At 50.3% G+C, this 22,772-nt stretch carries 20 protein-coding genes; 16 read left to right on the forward strand and 4 right to left on the reverse strand.

Annotated features, from left to right (window positions below; all coding sequences use genetic code 11):
* Positions 1–7: 7 nt before the first annotated feature.
* A complete protein-coding gene (locus tag NK662_RS13595) occupies positions 8–2,551 on the forward strand; it encodes an AAA domain-containing protein (RefSeq protein ID WP_254759483.1) in 2,544 nt (847 codons plus the stop codon).
* Between the two features lie 71 nt (positions 2,552–2,622).
* Positions 2,623–3,222 carry a YitT family protein gene (locus NK662_RS13600; RefSeq protein WP_254759484.1) on the forward strand — a complete coding sequence of 200 codons (600 nt, stop codon included), beginning with the start codon at positions 2,623–2,625 and terminating at the stop codon, positions 3,220–3,222.
* A 38-nt stretch (positions 3,223–3,260) separates the two neighbouring features.
* Here the strand turns inward: NK662_RS13600 and NK662_RS13605 are convergent, their stop codons facing one another.
* Together NK662_RS13605 and NK662_RS13610 are read right to left on the reverse strand one after the other, a co-directional pair.
* Positions 3,261–3,455 carry a cold-shock protein gene (locus NK662_RS13605; protein WP_254759485.1) on the reverse strand — a complete coding sequence of 65 codons (195 nt, stop codon included), beginning with the start codon at positions 3,453–3,455 and terminating at the stop codon, positions 3,261–3,263.
* A gap of 72 nt (positions 3,456–3,527) precedes the next feature.
* A complete protein-coding gene (locus NK662_RS13610) occupies positions 3,528–3,731 on the reverse strand; it encodes a cold-shock protein (protein WP_254759486.1) in 204 nt (67 codons plus the stop codon).
* A gap of 463 nt (positions 3,732–4,194) precedes the next feature.
* On the opposite strand from NK662_RS13610, the gene moaA reads away from it, so the two are divergent.
* The 6 genes from moaA (at position 4,195) to fdhD (ending at position 11,562) form a co-directional block, all read left to right on the forward strand.
* Positions 4,195–5,208 carry a GTP 3',8-cyclase MoaA gene (gene moaA / locus NK662_RS13615; RefSeq protein ID WP_254759487.1) on the forward strand — a complete coding sequence of 338 codons (1,014 nt, stop codon included), beginning with the start codon at positions 4,195–4,197 and terminating at the stop codon, positions 5,206–5,208.
* Between the two features lie 420 nt (positions 5,209–5,628).
* Positions 5,629–6,441, forward strand: coding sequence for a formate/nitrite transporter family protein (locus tag NK662_RS13620; RefSeq protein ID WP_254759488.1), 813 nt, complete (start codon positions 5,629–5,631; stop codon positions 6,439–6,441).
* A gap of 373 nt (positions 6,442–6,814) precedes the next feature.
* A complete protein-coding gene (gene fdhF, locus NK662_RS13625) occupies positions 6,815–9,787 on the forward strand; it encodes a formate dehydrogenase subunit alpha (protein WP_279664533.1) in 2,973 nt (990 codons plus the stop codon).
* Positions 9,787–10,266: a helical membrane plugin domain-containing protein gene (locus tag NK662_RS13630; protein ID WP_254759489.1), complete on the forward strand. Its 480-nt coding sequence runs from the start codon at positions 9,787–9,789 to the stop codon at positions 10,264–10,266. Before fdhF (NK662_RS13625) ends, NK662_RS13630 begins: the two co-directional genes overlap by 1 nt.
* A 106-nt stretch (positions 10,267–10,372) precedes the next feature.
* A complete protein-coding gene (locus tag NK662_RS13635) occupies positions 10,373–10,735 on the forward strand; it encodes a Na-translocating system protein MpsC family protein (RefSeq protein WP_254759490.1) in 363 nt (120 codons plus the stop codon).
* 23 nt (positions 10,736–10,758) lie between these two features.
* Positions 10,759–11,562, forward strand: coding sequence for a formate dehydrogenase accessory sulfurtransferase FdhD (gene fdhD, locus NK662_RS13640; RefSeq protein WP_254759491.1), 804 nt, complete (start codon positions 10,759–10,761; stop codon positions 11,560–11,562).
* A 198-nt stretch (positions 11,563–11,760) separates the two neighbouring features.
* Here fdhD and NK662_RS13645 read toward each other — a convergent pair whose 3' ends face one another.
* Positions 11,761–12,015 (reverse strand): hypothetical protein, encoded by a 255-nt coding sequence (locus NK662_RS13645; RefSeq protein WP_254759492.1) that lies wholly within the window; start codon positions 12,013–12,015, stop codon positions 11,761–11,763.
* A 161-nt stretch (positions 12,016–12,176) separates the two neighbouring features.
* Here NK662_RS13645 and NK662_RS13650 point away from each other — a divergent pair, with 161 nt between their 5' ends.
* From NK662_RS13650 to NK662_RS13680, 7 genes are all read left to right on the forward strand, one after another.
* Entirely contained in the window at positions 12,177–12,986 is an 810-nt protein-coding gene (locus NK662_RS13650; RefSeq protein ID WP_254759493.1) for a formate/nitrite transporter family protein, read from the forward strand.
* Complete coding sequence (fdhF, locus tag NK662_RS13655) at positions 12,983–15,964, forward strand: formate dehydrogenase subunit alpha (RefSeq protein ID WP_254759494.1); 2,982 nt, start codon at positions 12,983–12,985, stop codon at positions 15,962–15,964. Before NK662_RS13650 ends, fdhF (NK662_RS13655) begins: the two co-directional genes overlap by 4 nt.
* Positions 15,939–16,436 carry a helical membrane plugin domain-containing protein gene (locus tag NK662_RS13660; RefSeq protein WP_254759495.1) on the forward strand — a complete coding sequence of 166 codons (498 nt, stop codon included), beginning with the start codon at positions 15,939–15,941 and terminating at the stop codon, positions 16,434–16,436. The genes fdhF (NK662_RS13655) and NK662_RS13660 overlap by 26 nt, the downstream gene beginning before the upstream one ends.
* A 15-nt stretch (positions 16,437–16,451) precedes the next feature.
* Positions 16,452–16,682, forward strand: a complete 231-nt coding sequence (locus tag NK662_RS13665) for a heavy-metal-associated domain-containing protein (RefSeq protein WP_254759496.1) — start codon at positions 16,452–16,454, stop codon at positions 16,680–16,682.
* Between the two features lie 376 nt (positions 16,683–17,058).
* Positions 17,059–17,808, forward strand: coding sequence for a DeoR/GlpR family DNA-binding transcription regulator (locus NK662_RS13670; RefSeq protein WP_254759497.1), 750 nt, complete (start codon positions 17,059–17,061; stop codon positions 17,806–17,808).
* On the forward strand, positions 17,805–18,710 hold the full coding sequence (gene pfkB, locus NK662_RS13675; protein WP_254759498.1) for a 1-phosphofructokinase: 906 nt from the start codon (positions 17,805–17,807) through the stop codon (positions 18,708–18,710). Before NK662_RS13670 ends, pfkB begins: the two co-directional genes overlap by 4 nt.
* Positions 18,711–18,729: 19 nt before the next feature.
* The gene (locus tag NK662_RS13680; RefSeq protein WP_254759499.1) at positions 18,730–20,586 is read left to right on the forward strand and encodes a PTS fructose transporter subunit IIABC; all 1,857 of its coding nucleotides are present in this window, start codon (positions 18,730–18,732) and stop codon (positions 20,584–20,586) included.
* A gap of 58 nt (positions 20,587–20,644) precedes the next feature.
* On the opposite strand, the gene NK662_RS13685 is transcribed toward NK662_RS13680, so the two are convergent.
* Positions 20,645–20,857: a hypothetical protein gene (locus tag NK662_RS13685; RefSeq protein ID WP_254759500.1), complete on the reverse strand. Its 213-nt coding sequence runs from the start codon at positions 20,855–20,857 to the stop codon at positions 20,645–20,647.
* Between the two features lie 170 nt (positions 20,858–21,027).
* On the opposite strand from NK662_RS13685, the gene NK662_RS13690 reads away from it, so the two are divergent.
* Positions 21,028–22,671, forward strand: coding sequence for a PAS domain-containing sensor histidine kinase (locus tag NK662_RS13690; RefSeq protein WP_254759501.1), 1,644 nt, complete (start codon positions 21,028–21,030; stop codon positions 22,669–22,671).
* Positions 22,672–22,772: the final 101 nt, after the last annotated feature.

The raw sequence follows: 22,772 nt of genomic DNA on the forward strand, positions 1-22,772 counted from the left end.
GGCTTATATGGCAAAAATTCAGGATTATATCACTCAATGGCAAAAGGCCCTCCGGATTGAGATGCGGCATTTGCAGGAGCAAGGCGGCGCGCGGTATATCGTGTCGGACGGCCGCTGCCTGGAGCGGACTGAACGGGGAGCCGTGTATTGGTTTCTCCTGAACGGGGAAGCTGTGCTGCCGGAGGATTCCCCTGTCCGTCTCGAGTATCGGGGCGAGTCTGTCAAAGGGCGTGTGGTCGCGGTGGAGGGCTTTGACTTGATGATTGAGCTGGAGGCTTATATCGGGGACAGAGTACCGGAGGCGCTGCTGTTCAGTGAGCCGTGGGAGCTGCTGGATGCTTTGTCAAAGCGCCTGGATACGGTGCATGAATCCTTGACAAAGCAAAAGCGGGTACAGCAGCTGATCCGCGGCGATCTTCCGGCCAAGCATCCAGCGGAAAAAGTGAAGAGCAAGGTACATGAGGTATTTCTGCGTTCCGCTTATAATCCGGTCACCTTTGTATGGGGACCGCCCGGCACCGGGAAGACATATACGCTGGCCCGGGCGGCGGCAAATCATTACTTGAAAGGGAAGCGTGTGCTCATCGTGGCCCACAGTAATGCCGCGGTCGATGTGTTGATGCTGGAGATGGCCCGCTTTCTGCAAAAGAAGGGCAGCTGGAAGACAGGAGCAGTCCTTCGCTATGGCTTCAGCCGAAATCCGGAGCTGAAGCAGGCAGAAGGGCTTTTGGCAGGAAGTCTGCTGGAGATGGCGCAGCCGGAGCTGATGGAGGAGCGGGAGGCACTGGAATTGCAGCGTTCAGGTCTGAAGCGGAGCGGCCGGCTGTCGGCTTCGCTGTCGGACATTGAGCGTTCATTGCGGGCGGTCCGGCGGCAGCTGAAGGAAGAGGAAGCACAGCTTGTGGAGGATGCCGCTGTGCTCGGGGTCACGCTGTCGAAGGCCGCCATGGACCCGCTTGTATATGAGCGGGAATTCGATGTGGTGATCGTCGACGAGGCGAGCATGGCGTATATTCCACAGACGGCCTTTGCGGCTTCTCTGGGAAAACGGATTGTGGTGTGCGGCGACTTCCGGCAGCTGCCGCCGATCGCTTCCAGCCAGCATAAGCTGACGGAGCGCTGGCTGAAGCAGGATATATTCCAAGCCGCAAAAGTTGTGGAAGCAGTGGATGCGGGCCGGGAGCACCCCAATTTGGTCATGCTGCGGGAGCAGCGGCGGATGCACCCGCACATTTCCGGCTTCACCAATGCGTTCATATATGGCGGCAGGGTGACAGACAGCCGGACGGCAGCAGAGAAGCGCCAGCCGATTGCAGACTTGGCGCCTTTTGCCGGTGAAGCGGCTGTACTGTTGGATTTGGCGGGGAGAGGGGCGTATTGTCTGCAGGACGCGGCTTCGAAGTCCCGCTTCAACCTCTATTCCGCTTTTGTCGGCCTGCAGCTGCTGCTTGGCGGGAAGAAAAGCGGCATGGAGTCGGCGGGCTTTGTTACGCCGTACAGGGCACAGGCCCGTTTTGTGTCCGCCTGCATGCAAGATTTGTTTCCGGATGAAAAAAGGATAACAGCTGCCACCGTGCACCGGTTTCAAGGCTCAGAGCGCGATCTCATTGTGTTTGACAGCGTAGACAGCTTTCCGCAGCCGCGCCCCGGCATTCTGCTGACGGGAAAAGAAAGCAAGAGCCTGCTGAATGTGGCGGTAACCCGCGCCCGCGGAAAGTTCATCCAGCTGACGGACCGGTCTTATATGCAGCCGCGCTTGGCGAGAAAAAATGCGCTGGGGGCTTTGACAGCTTATATGGAGGAAACCGGACGCGTCCGTACGATGCATCATTTGCCGCGCCGGCTGACAGACATGCTGCAGTGGGTTCCCGCACAAGACCTGTCACAGCTTATAAGCGATATCAATAACGCTAAGCAGAGTGTGCTGCTGTCCCTTCCGCTGCCGGAGCAGGTCCCGCATGAGCTGTGGACTGCTCTGGACCAGCGTGAAGGCAGTCTGGTTATTACGATTATGGCCGGGCGGCGGGAGGAAATTCCGCTTCAGGCCTTTTGGCATGCGAGACAAAGCGCAGCTATGCCGTTTTGTGTGATAGATGAACAACTGATTTGGATTGGTATGCCGCTTACGGTTGATGCACGTTACGGGGGATGCCCGCAACCGCCGTATGTTGCAGCACGTCTTGCTTCGCCGCGTGGAGCCGGTGTGTTGCTCAGCTTTCTGGAGCTGAAGGCGGAGCAGGCTGCAAGGAAAGGGGGGGACATGCTCCGGACCTCTTATACCCTGCACCAATATTTGGCGTCCTGGGACCAGTGCCCCAACTGCCGCAGCATCCGCCGGGCCGAGCTGAACGGACAAGGAGCTGTGCGTCTTTCTTGTGATTACTGCGGCGGCGGCAACGGTTTGCCCCCATGGCTGTTTGCGAAGTATTTGGAGCATGCAAACGTAACCTGCGCCCGCAAGCATCCTTTGGAGGCTGCAGGAGCAGGCCGTGATTTACATGCTCTGTGTCAAATATGCGAGGAGGTTGTTCCTGTCTCTGCGCTCTGGTAAGAAAATTGGTGCGAAATGAGTCATTTTTTCTTACAATGAAAAGGTTGAGAGGAGCGAAGGAGGAAATGAATGTGAAGAAATGGATTGCGATGCTGTTTGCCTGTGCGATTGTCAGCGTTGGGGTGCTGCTGCTGCAGGCAGCCGGGTTGGTGACAGGCGGCACGGCAGGCTTGTCGCTCAGCTTATCTTATTTGCTGTCGGTGCCGTTTGCAGTTGTCTTTTTTGTTATTAATATTCCATTTTATGTACTGGGCTTTATGCAGATGGGGATGAAATTTACGATTTCCACTATTCTGGCAGTGTCCCTGCTGTCTGTGATGAATGGTGTGCTCCATGCTTTTCCGCACTTTTCGGTGCATCCGCTGGTCGGCAGTGTCGTTGGCGGCGCTGTTATCGGGGGCGGGCTTGTCACGCTGTTCATCAACGGGTCCTCGCTTGGCGGAGCCAACATTCTGGCGCTGTATTTGCAGAGAAAGCTTTCATTTGACCCGGGCAAGGTAAACTTTGTGTTTGATTTATGTGTGGTACTCAGCGGCTTCTACACCACAGGAATCCTGAAAGGACTGTACTCCATTCTGTCTATCTTTGTCATTTCGACGATCATCAGCTTTGCCAAAGAACGGATTGCAAAGCAAAATCAGGCCAAGCCCCAGCAGCAAAAGGCCGCATAAGAAAACCGCTTTCCTCGGGAAAGCGGTTTTCTGTGTGTTCAATCTGGCAGTACGTGAAGCAAGCGTTCGCCGCTTTTCATTTCGCTGCCGCAAAGCGGACAGTCGGGGTTTTCAGTGAAGGAGAAATTTTTTCGCATCCAGCCTTTGCAGTCCTCAGAACTGCATTCCCATACAGGAACCTCTTCCTGTATGCGTTCTTCTTGCGCTTGATCACGCTTTTTATTCCAATGCATAGAAACCACCCTTTCGAAAAGAGTACAGAAAGGGACTGCCAACCAGATGGTGAACAGTCCCCCTTTGTCACATTACAGCTTTTCTACGTTCTTTGCTTGCGGTCCGCGGTTGCCCTGCTCGATTTCGAAGCTTACGGATTGACCTTCGTCAAGCGTCTTGAAGCCTTCGCCTTGAATAGCGGAGAAGTGTACGAATACATCGTTGCCGCCTGGGACTTCGATGAAGCCGAAACCTTTCTCGCCGTTAAACCATTTCACTTTACCTGTTGCTTTCATACTGTATTTCCTCCTTGGGCATATGACCGCAAAAAAAGAATTCACACATTAGCAAGCAACAAAGGGTCATATCATCCTATAGTGCTTGATAATATGTGAATTCAATCCGCGCATATTTGATTTACAGGTTAAGTATATCCTATTTTGCCAAAAATAACAACAAAAATTCCAACTGTGACATGCTGTAGGCATGGTTATTTTAAATTAGGATGATATTTTCGCCTATGTAACAGGAATTTCTATGTCTTTTTGATTTCAAACCCTTCTGCCTGAGCCACGTAAAAGCTTTGCCAAATCCGATTGCGCTTGTCCAAAAGATTATTTCCGCAAAATTACAAGCTTAATTTTGGACATATTTGCATCAGGTTTCTTGCATTTACATAGCATTTAATTAATATTATGATGAGAGCTACGGAGATTCGTCTCCTTAGTAAAGAAAGAAAAAGAAAGGGGGACACGTGCTTTGAAATTATACGATCAATATCAGCGCCCGCTCCGGGATTTGCGCATTTCGGTGACAGACCGTTGCAACTTCCGATGTGTATATTGTATGCCTAGTGAGGAATTCGGCCCGAATCATTGCTTCATGCCGAGGGAGGAGCTCTTAACCTTTGAGGAAATCGCGCGCATGGCGCGTTTATTTGTCAGCCGGGGAGTGGAAAAAATCCGTTTGACCGGCGGGGAGCCGCTCTTGCGCAAGGACTTCCCGGAACTGATCTCTATGCTGGCGGAAATTGAAGGGCTGCAGGATATATCCATCACCACAAACGGCACTCTCCTGAAGAAATATGCCCCAATTTTAAAACAGAAAGGAATTAACCGCGTGAATGTCAGTCTGGATGCCGTAGACAATGCCGTCTTCATGAAAATGAACGGAATTGGCGCCCGCTCCGAAACCATCTTGGAAGCAATTGACAGAGCTGTGGAAAATGGCTTGACGGTCAAGGTGAATATGGTTGTGAAAAAAGGCATGAATGACAGCGAAATCCTGCCGATGGCACGCCTGTTTAAGGAGAAGGGGATCACACTTCGCTTTATTGAATTTATGGATGTCGGCGTAACCAATGGATGGAAGATGGATGAAGTGGTGACCAGCAAGGAAATCCATGATATGATCCATCAAGAAATGCCAATTGAGCCGGTAAACCCGGGTTACTTTGGCGAGGTTGCCAAGCGTTATCGTTATATCGGCACAGATGCTGAGGTAGGGTTTATTTCCTCTGTATCCGCATCCTTCTGTTCCTCCTGCACCCGAGCCCGTTTATCTGCAGACGGCAGCTTCTATACATGCTTGTTTGCTGAACAGGGAACATCCTTTAAGGAGCTGTTGCGCAATGGCGCATCTGACGAGAACATTCTCGAGGTGATAGACCGGACATGGCAAAAGCGCGACGACCGCTATTCTGACTTGCGCTCGGCCTATCACGCGACAGGAAAGCAACGGAAAAAAATCGAAATGTCGTATATTGGCGGATAAAGAAGAAATTTGACGGTTAAAGTGAAAAATAGCTGTAAAAAACGTTCATATTTTGTTCACAAAGCTGTCGTTTCGTGTTATATTTTGAAATGTCATCAGAAAACGCTTTGTTTATTGACGTCGGATAATGTCGAATTGTCTGTATGTCCTGGTCCAAGCGTATGATCTATGGCGGGAAGGATTGCTAAGTATGATACAATGCTCAGCTGTCAGCCCACTATAAAACGGTATGCACAATGCATGATGTATGTATTTGGCATGAAACCGCTTTATGGTGGGCTTTTTGTATGGTTGGATAAACGTTTTCAAAAATTCCTTATTCCAGCATGCAGGCTGTTATATTGCTTTCGTAAGCGTTAACAGGATCGCTGAACGTGCTTTGCAATAGCATGAAAACTATAGGATCAGGGGGAAGTAATTATGGCATTTCACAGCCCGCAGCGCATTGCGCAGTTGATGGTTGAAGCCGGCGCCAAGAAAGCAAAGATGCCGGTTCAGCAAGCACTTTTATTAGGATTTTTAGGTGGAGCATTCATTTCTCTTGGCTTCTTGCTCGACATCCGCGTTATCGCAAATCTTCCAAAGGAATGGGGCACATTCGGTTCCTTCATCGGCGGAGCAGTCTTCCCGGTTGGACTTATGCTTATCGTAATTGCAGGGGGAGAGTTGCTGACAGGGAATATGATGGCACTTCCGGTTGCGGTACTCGCAAAGCGTGCTACAGCAGCACAGCTTATTAGAAATTGGCTGTTAATCTTGGTAAGTAACTTTATCGGCGCGATTTTCGTTGCGTATTTCTTCGGTCATGTAGTCGGCTTGACAGAAGCAGGCCCGTTCCTGGCGAAAACAGTGGCAATCGCACAAGCAAAGCTTGGTGATACATTTGTGAAGGCACTGGTTTCCGCAATCGGCTGTAACTGGCTTGTATGCCTTGCTGTTTGGATGGCTGCTGGCGCAGAGGATATTGCCGGCAAAATTCTTGGTATTTGGTTCCCAATCATGGGCTTCGTAGCAATCGGCTTCCAGCACGTTGTGGCAAACATGTTTGTTATTCCTGCGGCAATCTTTGTAGGGCACTTCGGTTGGGCTGATTACTTCAGCAACTTTGTTCCTGTATTTATCGGAAATGCAATCGGCGGCGGCGTATTTGTCGGCTTTATGTACTGGATGGTTCATAAGGAGGCGCTTGAAACAGGCGCGGAAGCAAGCCGAAGCATGAAAAAAGCAAGCTGATTCATATACAGGGCGAAAAACGTTTCATTATAATATAAGATTGGAATAAAGTGGATAATAGGTGGTAAGCCGTTTTCATTCACAAAAATTTCACTAGTGTGCTATAGTAATAATGTAAATAGAAGAAACCCAAGAGGATGTATTGATACCCTGGTCATGGCTTAACATTGCTGCGGTTTCCTGCATCCGCTTTCAATATGGCGGGAAAGATTGCTGGTATTCTAATTATACTCAGACATTCTCCCCCCATAAAACGGTTTTGTGCCTGATGGTATAGTGACTGTTTTATGGGGGTTTTTACGTGCTTAAATGGATCCGGGATACATCGGACATAGGAGCCGCCGCTTTTCTTTTACTAAAAGGAGGACTTACATTGGCAGAAAGAGTGAGTGTTCGCATTAATGGAACAATACACGAAGTAGAACAAGGTACACGTATCTTGGATTACCTGCTGCAGCAGGAAATGCAGCACCCGCATATTTGCTACTCTCCAATTCTTGGACCGGTGCAAAGCTGCGACACATGTATGTGTGAAGTGAATGGCCAGATTCTGCGCGCCTGCTCCACTGAGATGGAGGACGGCATGAACATCCTGACCTCCTCTGAGCTGGCAAAACGCGCGCAAGAGGAAGCAATGGACCGTATTTTGGAAAACCACCTGTTGTACTGTACAGTATGTGACAACAACAACGGCAACTGCCGTGTACACAACACAGCAGAATTGATGGGAGTAGAGCATCAGACACGCCCGCACACTTCTAAGGGCTACGATGTAGACATGTCTCATCCATTTTATCGCTATGATCCTGATCAGTGTATCCTGTGCGGCCGCTGCGTAGAAACATGCCAAGACCTGCAGGTAAACGAGACGCTGACAATTGGCTGGGAAAATGATCGTCCTCGCGTACTGTGGGACGGCGGCAAGAGCATCAACGAATCCTCCTGTGTTTCCTGCGGACAGTGTGTGACTGTATGTCCATGTAACGCATTGATGGAGAAATCCATGCTGGGCAACGCGGGCTTCATGACAGGCATTGAAGATGACCTGCTGACTCCGATGATTGACCTTGTGAAAGCGGTTGAACCGGACTATCAAACGATTTTTGCAGTTTCCGAAGTGGAAGCAGCCATGCGCGACACTCGCATCAAGAAAACAAAAACAGTTTGTACTTTCTGCGGCGTAGGCTGCTCCTTTGAGGTATGGACAAAGGACCACGAAATTCTGAAGATTGAGCCATCCGAGAACGCACCGGTAAACAGCGTTTCTACATGCGTAAAGGGTAAGTTCGGCTGGGATTACGTCAACTCTCCAGAGCGTATTACGACACCATTGATCCGTAAGGGCGATGTGTTTGTAGAAGCAACATGGGATGAGGCTTTGACTGTTGTGGCAGAAAAGCTGCGCGGCATTCAAGCGGAGCATGGCAGCGATGCACTGGGCTTCATTGCTTCCTCCAAGATTACAAACGAAGAAAACTACCTGATCCAAAAGCTGGCCCGTCAAATATTCGGCACAAACAATGTGGACAACTGCTCCCGTTATTGCCAATCTCCGGCTTCTTGGGGTCTGCAGCAGACCGGCGGCATCGGCGGTGATACAGGTACAGTGAAAGATATCATGGGCGCCGGACTTGTCATTCTTGTCGGTTGTGCGCCTGCAGAAGGACATCCGGTCATCGCATCCCGCATCAAGCGTGCGCAGAAGCTGCATGGCCAGAAGCTGATTACGGTGGACGTACGCCGCCACGAAATGGGCGACCGTGCGGACCTGTTCATCCGTCCGAAGCAAGGAACAGACTATGTATGGCTGTCTGCTGTGACAAAGTACATCATCGACCAAGGCTGGCATGACGAAGCGTTCATCAAGCAGCATGTCAACCAGTACGATGAGTTCTTGAAGATGATGGAGCCGTACACGCTTGCAGAAGCAGAAAAAATCACAGGTATTTCCCAAGCAACTCTCATTCAAGTGGCAGAGATGGTGCGCGATGCAGATGGCACAGCAATCTGTTGGGGTATGGGTGTAACGCAGAACATCGCGGGCTCTCATACGTCCGTGGCGATTGCAAACCTTCTTCTTGCTACAGGCAACATGATGCGTGAAAACGCAGGGGCATTCCCGCTGCGCGGCCATAACAACGTACAAGGCGCAAGCGACATGGGAACTATGCCGAACATCTTCCCGGGCTACCAGCAGGTTGTCAATGACGAGGTTCGCGCGAAGTTTGAACAGGCGTATGGTGCAAGCATCCCTGCGAAGCCGGGTCTTGATAACATTCAAATGCTGGAAGCAATCGACAGAGGCGAGCTGCGCGGTATGTTCATTGTCGGTGAAGATATGGCCTGGGTGGATGCGGACTCCAACCATACACAGGATATGCTGGCGAAGCTGGACTTCCTCGTTGTGCAGGAAATCTTCCTGACAACAACAGCACAGTTTGCGGACGTTATCCTGCCAGGTGTGCCATCCTTGGAAAAGGACGGAACATTTACAAACACTGAGCGCCGCGTACAGCGTCTGTATCAGGCTCTTGACGTGACAGGCAACAGCAAGCCGGACTGGGTCATTCTGACGGAACTCGCGAAGAAGCTTGGCTATGATTGGGGCTACACGCACCCAAGCCAGATCTTTGATGAAATGGCAAGCCTGACACCATTCTTCTCACAATGTAACTATGATGTGCTTGAAGGCTGGAACAGCTTCCTGTGGGGCTCTCAAGACGGCTCCAGCACGCCGATTCTGTATCTGAACGGCTTCAACTTCCCGGATAAGAAGGCGCGCTTCGGTCTGTTCGACTATGTGGCACCGGCAGAATTCCCGGAAGAATTCGATCTGAACCTGGACAATGGCCGTCTGCTTGAGCACTTCCATGAAGGAAACATGACATACAAGACAGAGGGTCTGCAGTACAAGTTCCCGAAAGTGTTTGTCGAAGTGTCCCCTGAACTGGCTGCTGAGCGCGGCGTGAAGGATGGCACACTGGTGCGCCTTGTATCGCCATATGGCGCAATCCGCCTGCCGGTTCTGGTGACAGACCGCGTGGAAGGCAAGACAATATACGTGCCAATGCACTCCTCCAGCCACGAAAGTGCAGTCAACCTGCTGACAGGCGGCGCGGTGGATGTTGTAACGCATACACCAGCCTATAAGCAAGCAAAGGTTCGTATGGAAGTATTGGAGCTTGAGGGTGAAAATCCACTTCCGAAGTTCAATCCGCGCAACGCGACGCGCACACCGCAAATGGGTCTGGAAATTTACCGCAAGTGGGAGCGCGGGGACTATGTGTCCATCGCAAGCGTGAACGAGTACGTGAAGCCAGGTACGTATGACGGGAGGAACGCATAATGGCAAAACCGATTTCTACGATTCAGAAAATCGAGCTCACTGAAGAGCAGAAAAAAGCGCAATCCTTGGAGAATCTTCTCTCCGAGGTTGCGCAAAATAAAGATTCCTTGCTGCAGACGCTGGAATTGCTGCAGGAGCTGCACAGCAGCGGCATTTTAGAGGCGCTGAACAGCCTCGTCAAGGTGAAGGAAGACGTAGCGAAAATTGCTGTGGGCCAATTGACGCGCCCTCCTGTCACGAACATGATCAACAATGCCATGGCTGCAGGCGGCGCTCTGACAGAAATGGATCCGGAAATGACAAAGAAATTGATGGGCAGTGTCGCAAACGGCCTGCAGAAGGCACAGGAAGGCATTGAAAGCGGCAGAAAAGTGGGCATCTTCGATTTGATGAAGGCCATGAAGGATCCGGATATTAACCGGGCGCTCGGCTTCGGGCTTGATGTGCTGAAGGGTGTCGGCGAAGGGCTGCGCAAGTAACTCTTGCATGAGAATGCACAATTTGTTGAAGGCTATAAAAATAGGAAGACTGCGGCAGAGGGAGCTTTCCCTCTGTTGTCTGTACGGAAGGTAAGGAGGAATGGCGATGTCTAAAAATCTGGAGCATCAATTCAGCATGCTTGTCCGGGAAATCCGTAAAGAGTATGTCGGCAACGGCCCGAAGGAAATCAGCACCCGCTTTGTCGGTTCATGGGCAATCAGTGAAATGAAGGGCAACCTTACGAATGTTGAAAAATTCATGATCAGCTCGGCAAAGGGCAAGCAGATGGTGCATGAAACCCGGACAAAGCTTGTGAAGCAGATTTATAAGCGTCCAGAGGTGGTCGATAAGTTCGAGAAGCTGCTGGATGCGAAGGTAGAGCGGCTGTTCTCTGACATCAATATCGACGAGGACATCGCGATGACTGTCTTTGTCTTTGACCGAAATCTTGAGAATAAGCAAAAGTAGAAAGGCTGAGAGGAGGAGCGGGCATGAATCAGCCGATGCAAGTAACAAGTAAGGTTTGGCGGTATGAAAATGGTGCTGTACGGACAGTCGAGGACACAATTGTGACAGAATACCCCATCACAATTATGCTGAATGATCAGGAGTTTGCGACACTTGTCTGCAGCCCTGAGTATATTGAGGAGCTCGTCATTGGCTTTCTGGCGTCGGAGGGCACCATCAGCAGCTATGAGGACATTGAAAGCATTCATGTTGTGGAAACGACAGGGAAAGCCCATGTTGCAACGCGGCGCATCAATAAGCTGAACGAACTGTTTCACTCCAAGCGCTATGTGACGTCCTGCTGCGGCAAAAGCCGGCAAAGCTTTTACTTTTACAATGATGCCCGGACAGTGAAGCCTGTTCCAATGCATGGGGTACAAGTGAACATTGAGGATTGCTTCCGCCTCATGCAGTCCATGCAGCAAAGCTCCACCATTTTCCAGGATACCGGCGGTGTGCATAATGCCGCCCTGTGTGATGCGAATGGCATTCTTCTGGCGCGTACGGATATCGGACGGCATAACGCGCTGGATAAGATTTATGGCCATTGTCTGCAGCATAACATTTCTCTTCATGATAAAGTCATTGTGTTCAGCGGCCGCATTTCTTCGGAGGTTCTGCTGAAGGTTGCGAAAATTGGCTGTGGCATCGTACTGTCCAAATCTGCCCCCACAGAGCTGGCACTGCGCCTCGCTGACGAGCTGAACATCACAACTGTCGGTTTCATCCGCAACAGTTCTCTGAATGTGTACACGAAACCAGAACGAATTATCATGGAAGCAAACTAACCCCTTTCCCCTTTGCATATTGGCAGACAATGAACGGAAGAACCGCCCCGCTCCCCCGGGGCGGTTTTATTTTTGCCTGTATGGCGCCCGCAGGGCATGCGTTGCAGCATTATTATAGAAGAAACAGTAACATAGGAGCGGCCCAAGACTGACACGTTCAGTCTTGGGCCGCTTTTATACCATGTAAATATCAGCGGATTATCTGCTTTGAGTCAGCACCTCGGCATGCTCCTGCCCAGGCAGCAGATAAATCTGGTAGTGCGGCGAATCAGACAGCACGGACCTTTGCAGCCTGCCCTCCGCTACAAGCTCCTGCAGACCCTTCTCCACCGCAGTATGGGTTGTATCCATTAAATTTGCAATTTTAGCACTTGAAAGCACAGCATATTTTGGCTTGTAGGTAGAAGACATAATCATGCCGCTGACACGCTGCAGCAAATGCTCCTTATTCATAAATCCACCTTCCTTTTTGTTCAGCAGTCCCCTCCATCCATATCATTTGCATTCCGGGGAGCGGATTATACAGATTCTTCCGCACGGTTTGTTTGCGATTTACCTTATGAGATTAAAAAAAATGTAAATAGTAAGCCTATACATGAAAGGAGGAGATTATTATGGCGTTTCATAGTCCGCAGGAAATTGCCCGGATGGCTGCAGAGGCCGGGCAACGGAAGGCAACCCTGCCGCTGCGCAGTATCATTGTGCTCGGATTTTTGGGCGGGGCTTTTATTGCACTCGGATTTTTGTTGGATATCCGTGTTGTCGCCAATTTACCAAAGGATTGGGGGACATTTGGCAGCTTTTTAGGGGCAGCGGTCTTTCCTCTAGGGTTGATTTTAATTATTATCGGCGGCGGAGAGCTGCTGACAGGGAATATGATGGCAGTGACAATGGCCTGTTTGACAAAAAGCATTTCCGTCGGCCGTCTTGCCGTGAATTGGTTTTGGATTACAATTATGAACTTTATCGGCGCAGTGTTTATTGCTTATGTGTTTGGGCATGTGGTGGGACTGACTGCCGAAGGGCCATTTCTGACAAAAACCGTGGCGATTGCCCAGGCGAAGCTGCATGACAGCTTCCTTCAGGCCATGCTATCGGCCGTCGGCTGCAACTGGCTTGTTGCCCTTGCCGTCTGGCTTTCCTACAGTGCCGAAAGCATCGGCGGAAAAATCCTTGCCATTTGGTTCCCGATTATGGGATTCGTCGCAATTGGGTTTCAGCACGTGGTAGCCAATATGTTTGTGATTCCGGCGGCTGTTTTTGCCGGACAGGCTACGTGGGCACAGTATATCAGCAACTTTATACCGGTATTTATAGGGAATGCCATCGGCGGCGGTATTTTTGTGGCGGCAATCTATTGGGTTGCCTATGCAGGATATCTGGAGCCGGCGGCTAAGCGGGGAAGAAAAGGAGGGGCAGCATGAACGAGACAACCTTTTCAATTTATGTAAATGGAAAGGAGTTCACAGCGCGGCCCGGGCAAACCATTCTGGAGGTTGCGACAGAGCATAACTATATGATTCCAAGCATTTGCTACCATCCTAATCTCGGCAGCATCCAAACCTGTGACACCTGCCATGTGGAAGTGGATGGCGAATTGGTTCGTTCCTGTGCAACCAAGGCTGTACCTGGTATGAGGGTGGATTCTCTGTCACAGCGGGTCAAGGATGTCCAATATGAGGCGATGTCCCGCATTCTGAAAAACCATGAGTTATATTGTACGGTGTGCGATAACAACAATGGCAACTGCGTGGTACATAATACAGCGGAATTTCTAGAAATTGAGCACCAGAAATATGAATTTCGGGCAAAGCCATATGCGCCGGACAACTCGCATCCTTTTTACCGGTACGAGCCGGACCAGTGCATTCTTTGCGGCCGCTGTGTGGAGGCCTGTCAGGATCTGCAGGTGAATGAAACACTGACGATTGACTGGAGCCGGGAAGTGCCGCGTGTCATTTGGGACAATGATGTGCCGATTGACCAGTCCTCCTGTGTCTCCTGCGGACATTGTGTAACCGTTTGTCCGTGCAACGCCCTGATGGAGAAATCCATGCTCGGGGAGGCAGGCTTCCTGACGGCCATTCCGCCGAAGGTGCTGGAGCCGATGATTGACATTACAAAGGAAGTGGAGCCGGGCTATAAAGAAATTTTTGCGATTTCGGAAATGGAATCAGCGATGCGGCGGGCGCGCATCAAGCGCACCAAAACGGTCTGCACCTATTGCGGTGTCGGCTGCAGCTTTGAAATGTGGACGAAGGACAGGCACATTCTGAAGGTAGAGCCACAAGCGCATGCACCGGTCAATGGCATTTCCACCTGTGTAAAAGGAAAGTTTGGCTGGGATTTTGTCAACAGTCCGGAGCGTCTGACGAAGCCGCTGATCCGGCAAGGCGACGAGTTCGTGGAAGCAACATGGGACGAGGCGCTCAGTCTGATTGCATCTAAGCTTAGTGAAATGAAAGAAGAGCATGGTGCGCATTCCATCGGCTATATCGCCTCCTCAAAGTGCTCAAACGAAGAAAACTATTTGTTCCAGAAATTTGCACGCGCAGTCATGGGTACGAATAATGTGGACAACTGCTCCCGTTACTGTCAGTCTCCGGCAACAGCCGGCCTGCTGCGGACGGTCGGCATCGGCGGTGATTCCGGCACGGTGGAGGATTTAATGGCGGCCGATTTGGTCATGATTGTCGGGGCAAACCCGGCGGAGTCCCATCCGGTGCTGGCAACGCGCCTGAAGCGGGCCCATAAGCTGCATGGCCAAAAGCTGCTGGTGGCAGATTTGCGGAAGAACGAAATGGCGGAGCGGGCAAATCTTTATATTCATCCAAAGCCAAGCACAGATTTGATTTGGCTTTCAGCAGTGACCAAGTATATGTTGGATCAGGGCTGGGAGGACAAAGAGTTTTTGGAGAAGCGGGTATTGGGGCTGGATGAATACAAGAAATCATTGGAGAAATACACTTTGAGCTATGCAGCGGAAATGACAGGGCTGTCAGAGGACACGCTGATTGAAGTCGCAACCATGATTCACGAAGCAAAATCAGTCTGTATTTGCTGGGCAATGGGCGTGACACAGCATAAGGGAGCAACGGATACAAGCGCATCCATCTCCAATTTGCTGCTGGTTACCGGCAACTATGGACGCCCCGGAACGGGGGCCTTCCCGCTGCGTGGACATAACAATGTGCAAGGTGCTTGTGATTTTGGCACGATGCCGGCTTGGTTCCCGGGCTATGAGCCTGTGCAGGACAACCGGGTGCGTGAACGCTATGAAAAGGCATGGGGCGTTCCGCTTCCGAGCGAGCCTGGTCTTGATAACCATCAAATGGTGGAAGGCATTGACAAGGGCAAGCTGAAGGCACTGTATCTGTTTGGTGAAGAAATGGCCATCGTTGATTCCAATGCCAACCATGTGGAATCCGCCTTTGAAAAGCTTGAGTTCTTTGTTGTGCAGGATATTTTCTTCAGCAGAACGGCTCAACATGCCGACGTGGTGCTGCCTGCAGCGCCAAGCCTGGAGAAGGAAGGGACGTTCACGAACACGGAACGGCGCATCCAGCGGTTCTATCGTGTATTTGAGCCTATGGAGGGAGCACGTCCGGATTGGGAGATATTCCAAGATCTTGCCAACCGCCTCGGCGCAAACTGGAATTACAAGCATCCGGGTGAAATTATGGCAGAAGCGGCAAGCCTGGCGCCAGTTTTCGCCGGTGTCAGCTATGAGCGTTTGGAGGACTTCAACAGCCTCGTCTGGCCGGTCAAACCGGACGGCACAAGCACACCGCTTCTGTATAAGGATCGGTTTGCTTTCCCGGATGGAAAAGCAAGACTGTCGCCGGTGGATTGGACACCGCCATACATTGCCGGCGAGGAGTATGATTTACATTTGAACAATGGCCGCTTACTGGAGCATTTCCACGAAGGAAATATGACCTACAGATCCAGCGGTATTACGCATAAGGTGCCGCACCCATGGCTTGAGATTTCACCGGAGGCTGCAGAGGCACGCGGGGTGACGGATGGGGCGCTTGTGAGGTTGACTTCGCCGTACGGCCATGTGAAAGTGCGGGCTGTTGTGACGGACCGCGTGGAAGGAAATGAGCTGTACTTGACCATGAACGGGCTGGAGGACATTGAAGCGGTCAACCGCCTGACAAGCAGCTATCACGATACAATTACTCATACGCCGAACTACAAGGAAATGGGTGTGAAGATGGAAGTGCTGGAGGAATCTGGAGAGTGTCCGCTGCCGCCGGTCAATCATCGTTTCGGCCACCGGATTCCGCAGATCAGTGTCCGTGTGGAGGACAAGTGGAAACGCGAGGACTACACACCGCTTCCAGAAATGTTTGGTACAGGAGGGGAAGGATATGGCCAAAGCCATCAAACAAATTAAGCAGACAGCGCCGGACCCGCAGGAGCAGCAAATGCAGGCAGTTTCAGACATGGTGGCTGTGCTTGCTGAAAACAAGGATGCCATTCTGAAAACGGTAGGCATTTTAAAGGAACTGCATGAAATGGGGGCGCTGGATGCAGTGCATGCGCTGCTCGAAAAACGGGTGGATGTAGGCGCAATTGCGGTTGGGCAGATGAATCAGACAGGCATGCACAATATGATGAAGAACGGGATGAACGCCGTGAAATTTCTTGGATCGGTACAACCGGAGCGGCTGGAAATAATGCTGAACGGTGTAGGGCGCGGCCTGCAGCGTCTGACAGATGCTGTGGAACGGGGAGACAAGCCAAGTCTGTGGCAAATCGGCAAAAGCATGCGCCATCCCGAGATTCGCACATCTCTGACAACAATGACGGAATTCCTGCATGGCATGGGAGAAGCTTTCTCCCATGACAGCCGGCATGTTCATTAGAAGGGGGCGGAACAGATGGAAACAGGCTTGTTTCATATTCCCGAGATGAACAGCGAACGGGATGCTGACAAAGTTCGACAAGTATTACATGAGGTCTGGGGGATACGCCGGACCGAGGTGAATGTGCGGACGAAGGAGGCATACTTCAGCTATGATGAGCAGGCAGCCTCCTGCCAGGATTTTGAACAGGCGCTTGCAGATGTCGGATTCACAGTACAACGGGTAGAAAACAATGGCGGGGAGTGAGCAAAATGCTGCGGATTTGTGAAGTATGCGGCTGCCAAGAGGAAATGGAAGAGACGGAGGCAGAGATGCAGAAAACCAATATTCTGCATCTGTGTGAGAACTGTCAAAATGACAGGAGAATGCCGGAGTCCCATTTCTTGTTCTAGCAGGGAGGGTGCCGGAATCATAACAATCCGGCACCCTTTTTACATAAGCAGGGATTGTATTTTGCAAACAGCTTTGTATGCTTTTGGTTGTTTTTGATTGTTTCATGTTGTTAAGTTAAAAAATGTTGGTTGATAATGATTTAATTTGAATGTTTTTGATTGCTTTGTGTCGAAATTTGCGCTATGATGAAAGCGTAGTCAAATAGGACATATGCTTAGGAGGTGAAGTGATGCTGACAGCAGAACGACATCAAATTATTCTGAACCTGCTGGAAGAGCAGAAGGTCGTGAAGCTGCAAGAGCTCGTGGATGCTACATCCTCATCAGAGTCTACAATCCGAAGGGATTTAAGCCAGCTCGAAAAGGAGAAAAAACTGAAGCGGGTGCATGGCGGAGCAGCCTTGCTGAACCAGAAGCGGGAAGAACTGAGCATGTCTGAACGATCTGCCAAGAATCTGAGAGAGAAAGCAGAAATTGCCCGCTGTGCGGCATCCCTTGTCCGGAAGGGGGACTGTATCTACCTGGATGCAGGAACAACAACCATGCAGATGATTTCTTTTCTGAATGCGGAGGATATTGTCGTTGTGACAAACGGCATTACGCACTTGGAGGCTCTGCTTGAAAAGAACATTCCCACCTACATCATCGGCGGGGCAGTAAAGCCGGTGACAAGGGCTTTAATCGGACAAGGCGCCATGAGAGGGCTGGAGCAGTATCGGTTTGACAAAAGCTTTATCGGCGTAAACGGCATCCACTTGGAATATGGATTTACCACGCCAGATCCAGAGGAAGCTGCAGTAAAAGCAAGGGCGATTTCCTTGGCCCAAAAGGCATACGTACTGGCAGACCATACAAAATGGGGAGAGAGTACATTTGCCAAAATTGCTGACTTGGACGAGGCCATCATCATTACTGATGCCTATGGAGAAGAACTGCTGCCGTATAAAGAGAAAACAAGAATAGAGGTTGTGGAAACATGATTTACACATGCACGTTAAATCCTTCGATTGATTACATCGTAGAAGTGGATGCATTTCAGGTTGGAGCTGTAAACCGCGCAACACACACAGCTAAATATCCAGGCGGAAAAGGCATCAATGTCTCCCGTGTATTACAGCGCCTTGGGGCCGAAAGTACAGCTCTTGGATTTATCGGAGGGTTTACCGGTGAATTTGTAAAGCAGGAGCTGGAGAAAGAAGAGATCCGGCACAGCTTCATTCAAGCAACCGGAGACACACGCATTAATGTGAAGCTGAAATCAGGCGAAGAAACAGAGATTAACGGCCAAGGCCCAATCATTTCGGAAGAGCAGCTGAAGCAGCTGTTCGCAAAAATCAACGAACTGCAGCACGCGGACATTCTCGTTCTGGCTGGAAGTGTACCATCTTCATTGCCATCATCTATTTATACAAGCATTGTTCAGGCAGCACAGGAACGAGGCGCGAAAGTAGCAGTTGATACGAGCGGACCCGCACTTCAGGAGATTATCGCAGCGAAGCCGAATTTGGTGAAACCGAACCATCATGAGCTTGGAGAATTATTCGGAGTGGACATCCAAACAGCGGATGAAGCAATCGAGTACGGCAAGAAGCTTGTGGATATGGGGATTGAGTACGTTCTTGTTTCCATGGCTGGCGACGGTGCGCTGTTCATCAGCAAAAATGAAGTGATTTTTGCCAAGCCGCCGCGCGGAACAGTAAGAAACTCTGTTGGTGCAGGCGACTCTATGCTGGCAGGATTTTTAGCAGCCTACACGCAGGGGCAAAGCTTGGAGCAGGCGTTTCGTTTTAGTGTAGCTTCAGGAAGCGCAACGGCATTTTCCACAGACTTATGTACAAAGCAGGACGTTGAAAGGCTTTTACCAGAAGTGCAAATTCTTTAATCAAAAAAGGGGGATTCACATGAGAATTACAGATTTGCTGAAAAGTAATACAATTATTCTCGACCTGAAGGCTTCTACAAAAGCTCAAGCAGTTACTGAGCTGGTTAAGAAGCTGCAGGATGCAGGCAAACTGGCAGATGCAGCAAAGTTTGAAGAAGCTATTTGGGCACGCGAGAAGCAAAGCACAACAGGAATTGGCGAAGGCATTGCCATTCCGCACGCAAAAACAAGTGCGGTACAGACACCGGCAATCGCGTTTGGCCGTTCCAAGGCTGGCGTAGATTATGAAGCACTGGACGGACAGCCAAGCCACCTGTTCTTCATGATTGCAGCTCCAGAAGGCGCAAACAACGCGCACCTGGAAACACTGGCACGTCTTTCTTCCCTGCTGATGAACAGCGAATTCCGCGCGAAGCTTGAGAATGCTTCAACTGAAGCGGATGTATTGGCTGCCATCGACCAGTACGAAGAAGTAAAAGAAGAAGCAGCGCCTGCAGGCAGCGGCCAGCTTGTATTGGCAGTAACAGCATGCCCGACAGGCATTGCGCACACATACATGGCTGCTGATGCATTGAAGGCAAAAGCAAAAGACATGGGTGTGGACATTAAAGTAGAAACAAACGGCTCCGGCGGCATTAAAAACGCACTGACTGCTGAAGAAATTGCGAAAGCATCTGCAATCATTGTTGCGGCGGACAAGCAGGTGGAAATGGATCGTTTCGACGGCAAGCACGTTATTCAAGTGCCGGTTGCACAAGGAATCCGCAAGCCGCAGGAACTGATTGAAAAAGCTGTTAAGAAAGATGCGCCTGTATACCGCGCAACTGGATCAGGCCAAGCATCAAAAGGAACAGAGCGCACAGGCTTCTACAAGCACCTGATGAATGGTGTATCCAACATGCTTCCATTTGTTGTGGGCGGCGGTATTCTGATTGCCATCTCCTTCATGTGGGGGATTAAGGCGTTCGACCCGAAGGATCCTTCTCATAATGCAATTGCAGAATTGCTGATGGGCATCGGCGGCGGCAGCGGCGCATTCGGTCTGATGATTCCGGTATTGGCCGGCTTTATTGCAATGAGTATTGCAGATCGTCCAGGCTTTGCTCCTGGTATGATTGGCGGCTTCCTGGCAGCAAGCGGCGGCGCGGGCTTCCTTGGCGGTTTGATTGCAGGTTTCTTGGCTGGTTACATCGTAGTGGGCCTGAAGAAAGCCTTCAGCGGTCTTCCGCAGTCACTGGAAGGGATTAAGCCGGTATTACTGTATCCATTGTTCGGTATATTGCTGACAGGCGTTATCATGAAGTTAGCCGTAATTCCTCCGGTTACAGCATTGAACGCAGGCTTGACAGGCTGGTTGAAGGGTCTTGGCACAGGCAACCTTGTTCTGATGGGTATTGTTCTTGGCGGTATGATGGCTGTTGATATGGGCGGCCCAATCAACAAAGCAGCCTTCACATTCGGTATCGCGATGATCGATGCAGGCAACTATGCACCGCACGCAGCAATCATGGCTGGCGGTATGGTTCCTCCGCTTGGCATTGCTTTGGCAACAACATTCTTCAAGAAGAAGTTCACAAAAGCTGAGCGTGAAGCAGGTAAGACAAACTACATCATGGGTGCTTCCTTCATTACAGAGGGCGCTATTCCATTCGCGGCAGCTGACCCGGGACGCGTCATTCCGTCCATCATCGTTGGCTCTGCAATTGCAGGCGGCTTGGCAATGGTATTCGGCATCGGTCTTCCGGCGCCACACGGCGGTATCTTCGTTATTCCGATTGTAAAGGGCAACCCATTCTTGTATGTCCTTTCCATCCTGATCGGCTCTGCTGTTACAGCAGTGATGCTTGGTCTTTGGAAGAAGGAAGTAAAAGAGTAATATAAGCAAAAAAGGATGTGCTGCAGGAGCGAGAGAGCCCTGCAGCACATCCTTTTTCTTATTCACGGAATGCTTCAGTATTTATGGAATCTGTTGTATGCAGCAGCTGCAAATGGCTGTAGCCTGTCTGCACATCGCTTCGTTTGGCCGGATAGTCGGTAAGAATCAATTCTTCCTGCGGTTCGGGCTTGCCAGGACCAATTTGGGAGCAAATAAATAAGAAACAAACTGCTGCAAAACCGCCGACAACGAGACGCTTGGCAATCTCCATCGTTTCCTCCCTTATCCAAAAAAGTCTTACTTATACATTCCGTAAGCTTTTATTTTTTCCTCCTTGCAATCAAACGACAATTTCTTCACACATTTACACATTTCTGATTGTTGATTCAGCGATGGTGATGTAAAATTTACTATGAATGCAAACAGACAGAAAAAGGTGAAGTGAAATTGAAGAAACGCAATATATTGATAGGTTATCTCTTGCTCAGCTTCATCTGGCTGTTTTTGACAGACTACCTGCTGGAGAAGTTCGACGGAAACATGATGCTTTGGCAGTACGTTAAGGGTGCAGTCTATATTGGACTAACCGGCTGCTTCATCTATTCCCTGCTTACCAAGCACGAGGAGTCTGAGCAAGCCAAACAAGGAGAGCAAAGGCTATCCACTTTGATCAATGCAATGGTGGATTTTGTAAATTTTAAGGATGGGGAAGGCCGCTGGATTGAAGCGAACGAATTCGGCCTGAAGCTGTTCCAATTGGAACATGTGAACTATAGGGGAAAAAAGGATTCTGAGCTGGCGGATTATACGGAATTCTATAGTGACGCCTTGCGGTATTGCGAAACCTCCGATGAGGAGGCATGGCAGGCGGGAGGGATCACGTACTGTGAAGAAACAGTCCCGATACCGAACGGGGAGAACAAAATTTTCGATACAATCAAAGTCCCGCTCTTTGAGGAGGACGGCAGCCGCAAGGGTCTGGTCGTAATCGGCCGTGATATTACGGAACGGCGAATTACAGAACAGAAGCTTGCTGAGAGCCAACAGCGTTATAAGTCTTTGTTTGAATATAACCCGGATCTTGTGTATATGGTGGATTTGAAGGGAAGAATTACGAACCTGAATCCACAGTTTGAAGTGATTACAGGATACGAGAGCGCACAGTATGTTGGCGAACCCATTCTGCAATTCGTGGCTGATGAGGATAGACAGGCGGTCAGAGAGCTGTTTTATCAGGTCATTGAAAGTGGCACAGGCTCAAGCAATAATGAAATGACTGTTATTCGCAAGGACGGGCGGCAGGTTATCCTCAGCTGTACGCTTGTACCAATGGTGATTGACAATCAAATTGTAGGGGCAATCGGATACAGCAAGGATATTACGAAGCTCAAGGAAACGGAAGAACGGCTGCGCCGTACGGAAAAGCTGTCCGTGGCGGGAGAACTTGCTGCCAGTGTGGCGCATGAAATCCGCAATCCGCTTACAGCTCTTCGCGGCTTTGTGCAGCTGCTTCATAAGGACGATGATCAGCATGATCACTATTATAATATTATGATTGCGGAGCTGGACCGGATTAATCAGATTGCCGGCGAAATGCTGATTTTGGCCAAGCCGCAGCAGCTGAAGTTTCAGATGGGGGATTTGGAGCGCATTATGCAGGATGTGGTGGCTCTTGCCAGGTCACAGGCCAACTACAAAGGTGTAGAAATTGCTATGAGCGTGAAGGGCTCTGTGCCGCTGATCAATTGTGAATGCAACCAGTTGAAGCAGGTGTTCCTGAATCTAATGAAGAACTCTATTGAAGCTGATTCCACACTTGTGGATGTAAGCTTGGAAGCCGCGGGAGACCAACACGTAAAGATAAAGGTCCAGGATAATGGCTGCGGCATTCCGGAGGAGCGGATCAAGCGCCTTGGCGAGCCGTTCTTCTCGTATAAGGAAAAAGGAACGGGACTGGGTCTGACAGTCAGCTACCGGATTCTTGATGCACACAAAGGAAAAATGAAGTTTGACAGCAAGCTTGGCGAGGGGACAACGGTGGAAATATTGCTGCCGGTTGCCGAGCCTGCGTTGGAGACGGTATAGAAAAATGGTCCGGAAAGCCGGGCCATTTTTTATTTGGGCCAGCTTCTAGAAATCTGCATCCTCCTCATATCTTTCAGAGGAGTATGCAGGGCTGCGGGCTG

This window comes from Ectobacillus ponti (assembly GCF_024294785.1).
Lineage (GTDB): Bacteria > Bacillota > Bacilli > Bacillales > Bacillaceae_G > Ectobacillus > Ectobacillus ponti.

What these genes read in the sequence shown, in the direction of transcription:
- NK662_RS13685 (WP_254759500.1), bottom strand. Translation starts at nt 20,857, where the DNA reads ATGGAGATTGCCAAGCGTCTCGTTGTCGGCGGTTTTGCAGCAGTTTGT.
- NK662_RS13665 (WP_254759496.1), top strand. Translation starts at nt 16,452, where the DNA reads ATGGAAACAGGCTTGTTTCATATTCCCGAGATGAACAGCGAACGGGAT.
- NK662_RS13635 (WP_254759490.1), top strand. Translation starts at nt 10,373, where the DNA reads ATGTCTAAAAATCTGGAGCATCAATTCAGCATGCTTGTCCGGGAAATC.
- fdhF (WP_254759494.1), top strand. Translation starts at nt 12,983, where the DNA reads ATGAACGAGACAACCTTTTCAATTTATGTAAATGGAAAGGAGTTCACA.
- NK662_RS13605 (WP_254759485.1), bottom strand. Translation starts at nt 3,455, where the DNA reads ATGCATTGGAATAAAAAGCGTGATCAAGCGCAAGAAGAACGCATACAG.
- NK662_RS13610 (WP_254759486.1), bottom strand. Translation starts at nt 3,731, where the DNA reads ATGAAAGCAACAGGTAAAGTGAAATGGTTTAACGGCGAGAAAGGTTTC.
- NK662_RS13670 (WP_254759497.1), top strand. Translation starts at nt 17,059, where the DNA reads ATGCTGACAGCAGAACGACATCAAATTATTCTGAACCTGCTGGAAGAG.
- NK662_RS13660 (WP_254759495.1), top strand. Translation starts at nt 15,939, where the DNA reads ATGGCCAAAGCCATCAAACAAATTAAGCAGACAGCGCCGGACCCGCAG.
- pfkB (WP_254759498.1), top strand. Translation starts at nt 17,805, where the DNA reads ATGATTTACACATGCACGTTAAATCCTTCGATTGATTACATCGTAGAA.
- NK662_RS13620 (WP_254759488.1), top strand. Translation starts at nt 5,629, where the DNA reads ATGGCATTTCACAGCCCGCAGCGCATTGCGCAGTTGATGGTTGAAGCC.
- NK662_RS13595 (WP_254759483.1), top strand. Translation starts at nt 8, where the DNA reads ATGGCAAAAATTCAGGATTATATCACTCAATGGCAAAAGGCCCTCCGG.
- NK662_RS13680 (WP_254759499.1), top strand. Translation starts at nt 18,730, where the DNA reads ATGAGAATTACAGATTTGCTGAAAAGTAATACAATTATTCTCGACCTG.
- fdhD (WP_254759491.1), top strand. Translation starts at nt 10,759, where the DNA reads ATGAATCAGCCGATGCAAGTAACAAGTAAGGTTTGGCGGTATGAAAAT.
- NK662_RS13650 (WP_254759493.1), top strand. Translation starts at nt 12,177, where the DNA reads ATGGCGTTTCATAGTCCGCAGGAAATTGCCCGGATGGCTGCAGAGGCC.
- NK662_RS13645 (WP_254759492.1), bottom strand. Translation starts at nt 12,015, where the DNA reads ATGAATAAGGAGCATTTGCTGCAGCGTGTCAGCGGCATGATTATGTCT.
- NK662_RS13630 (WP_254759489.1), top strand. Translation starts at nt 9,787, where the DNA reads ATGGCAAAACCGATTTCTACGATTCAGAAAATCGAGCTCACTGAAGAG.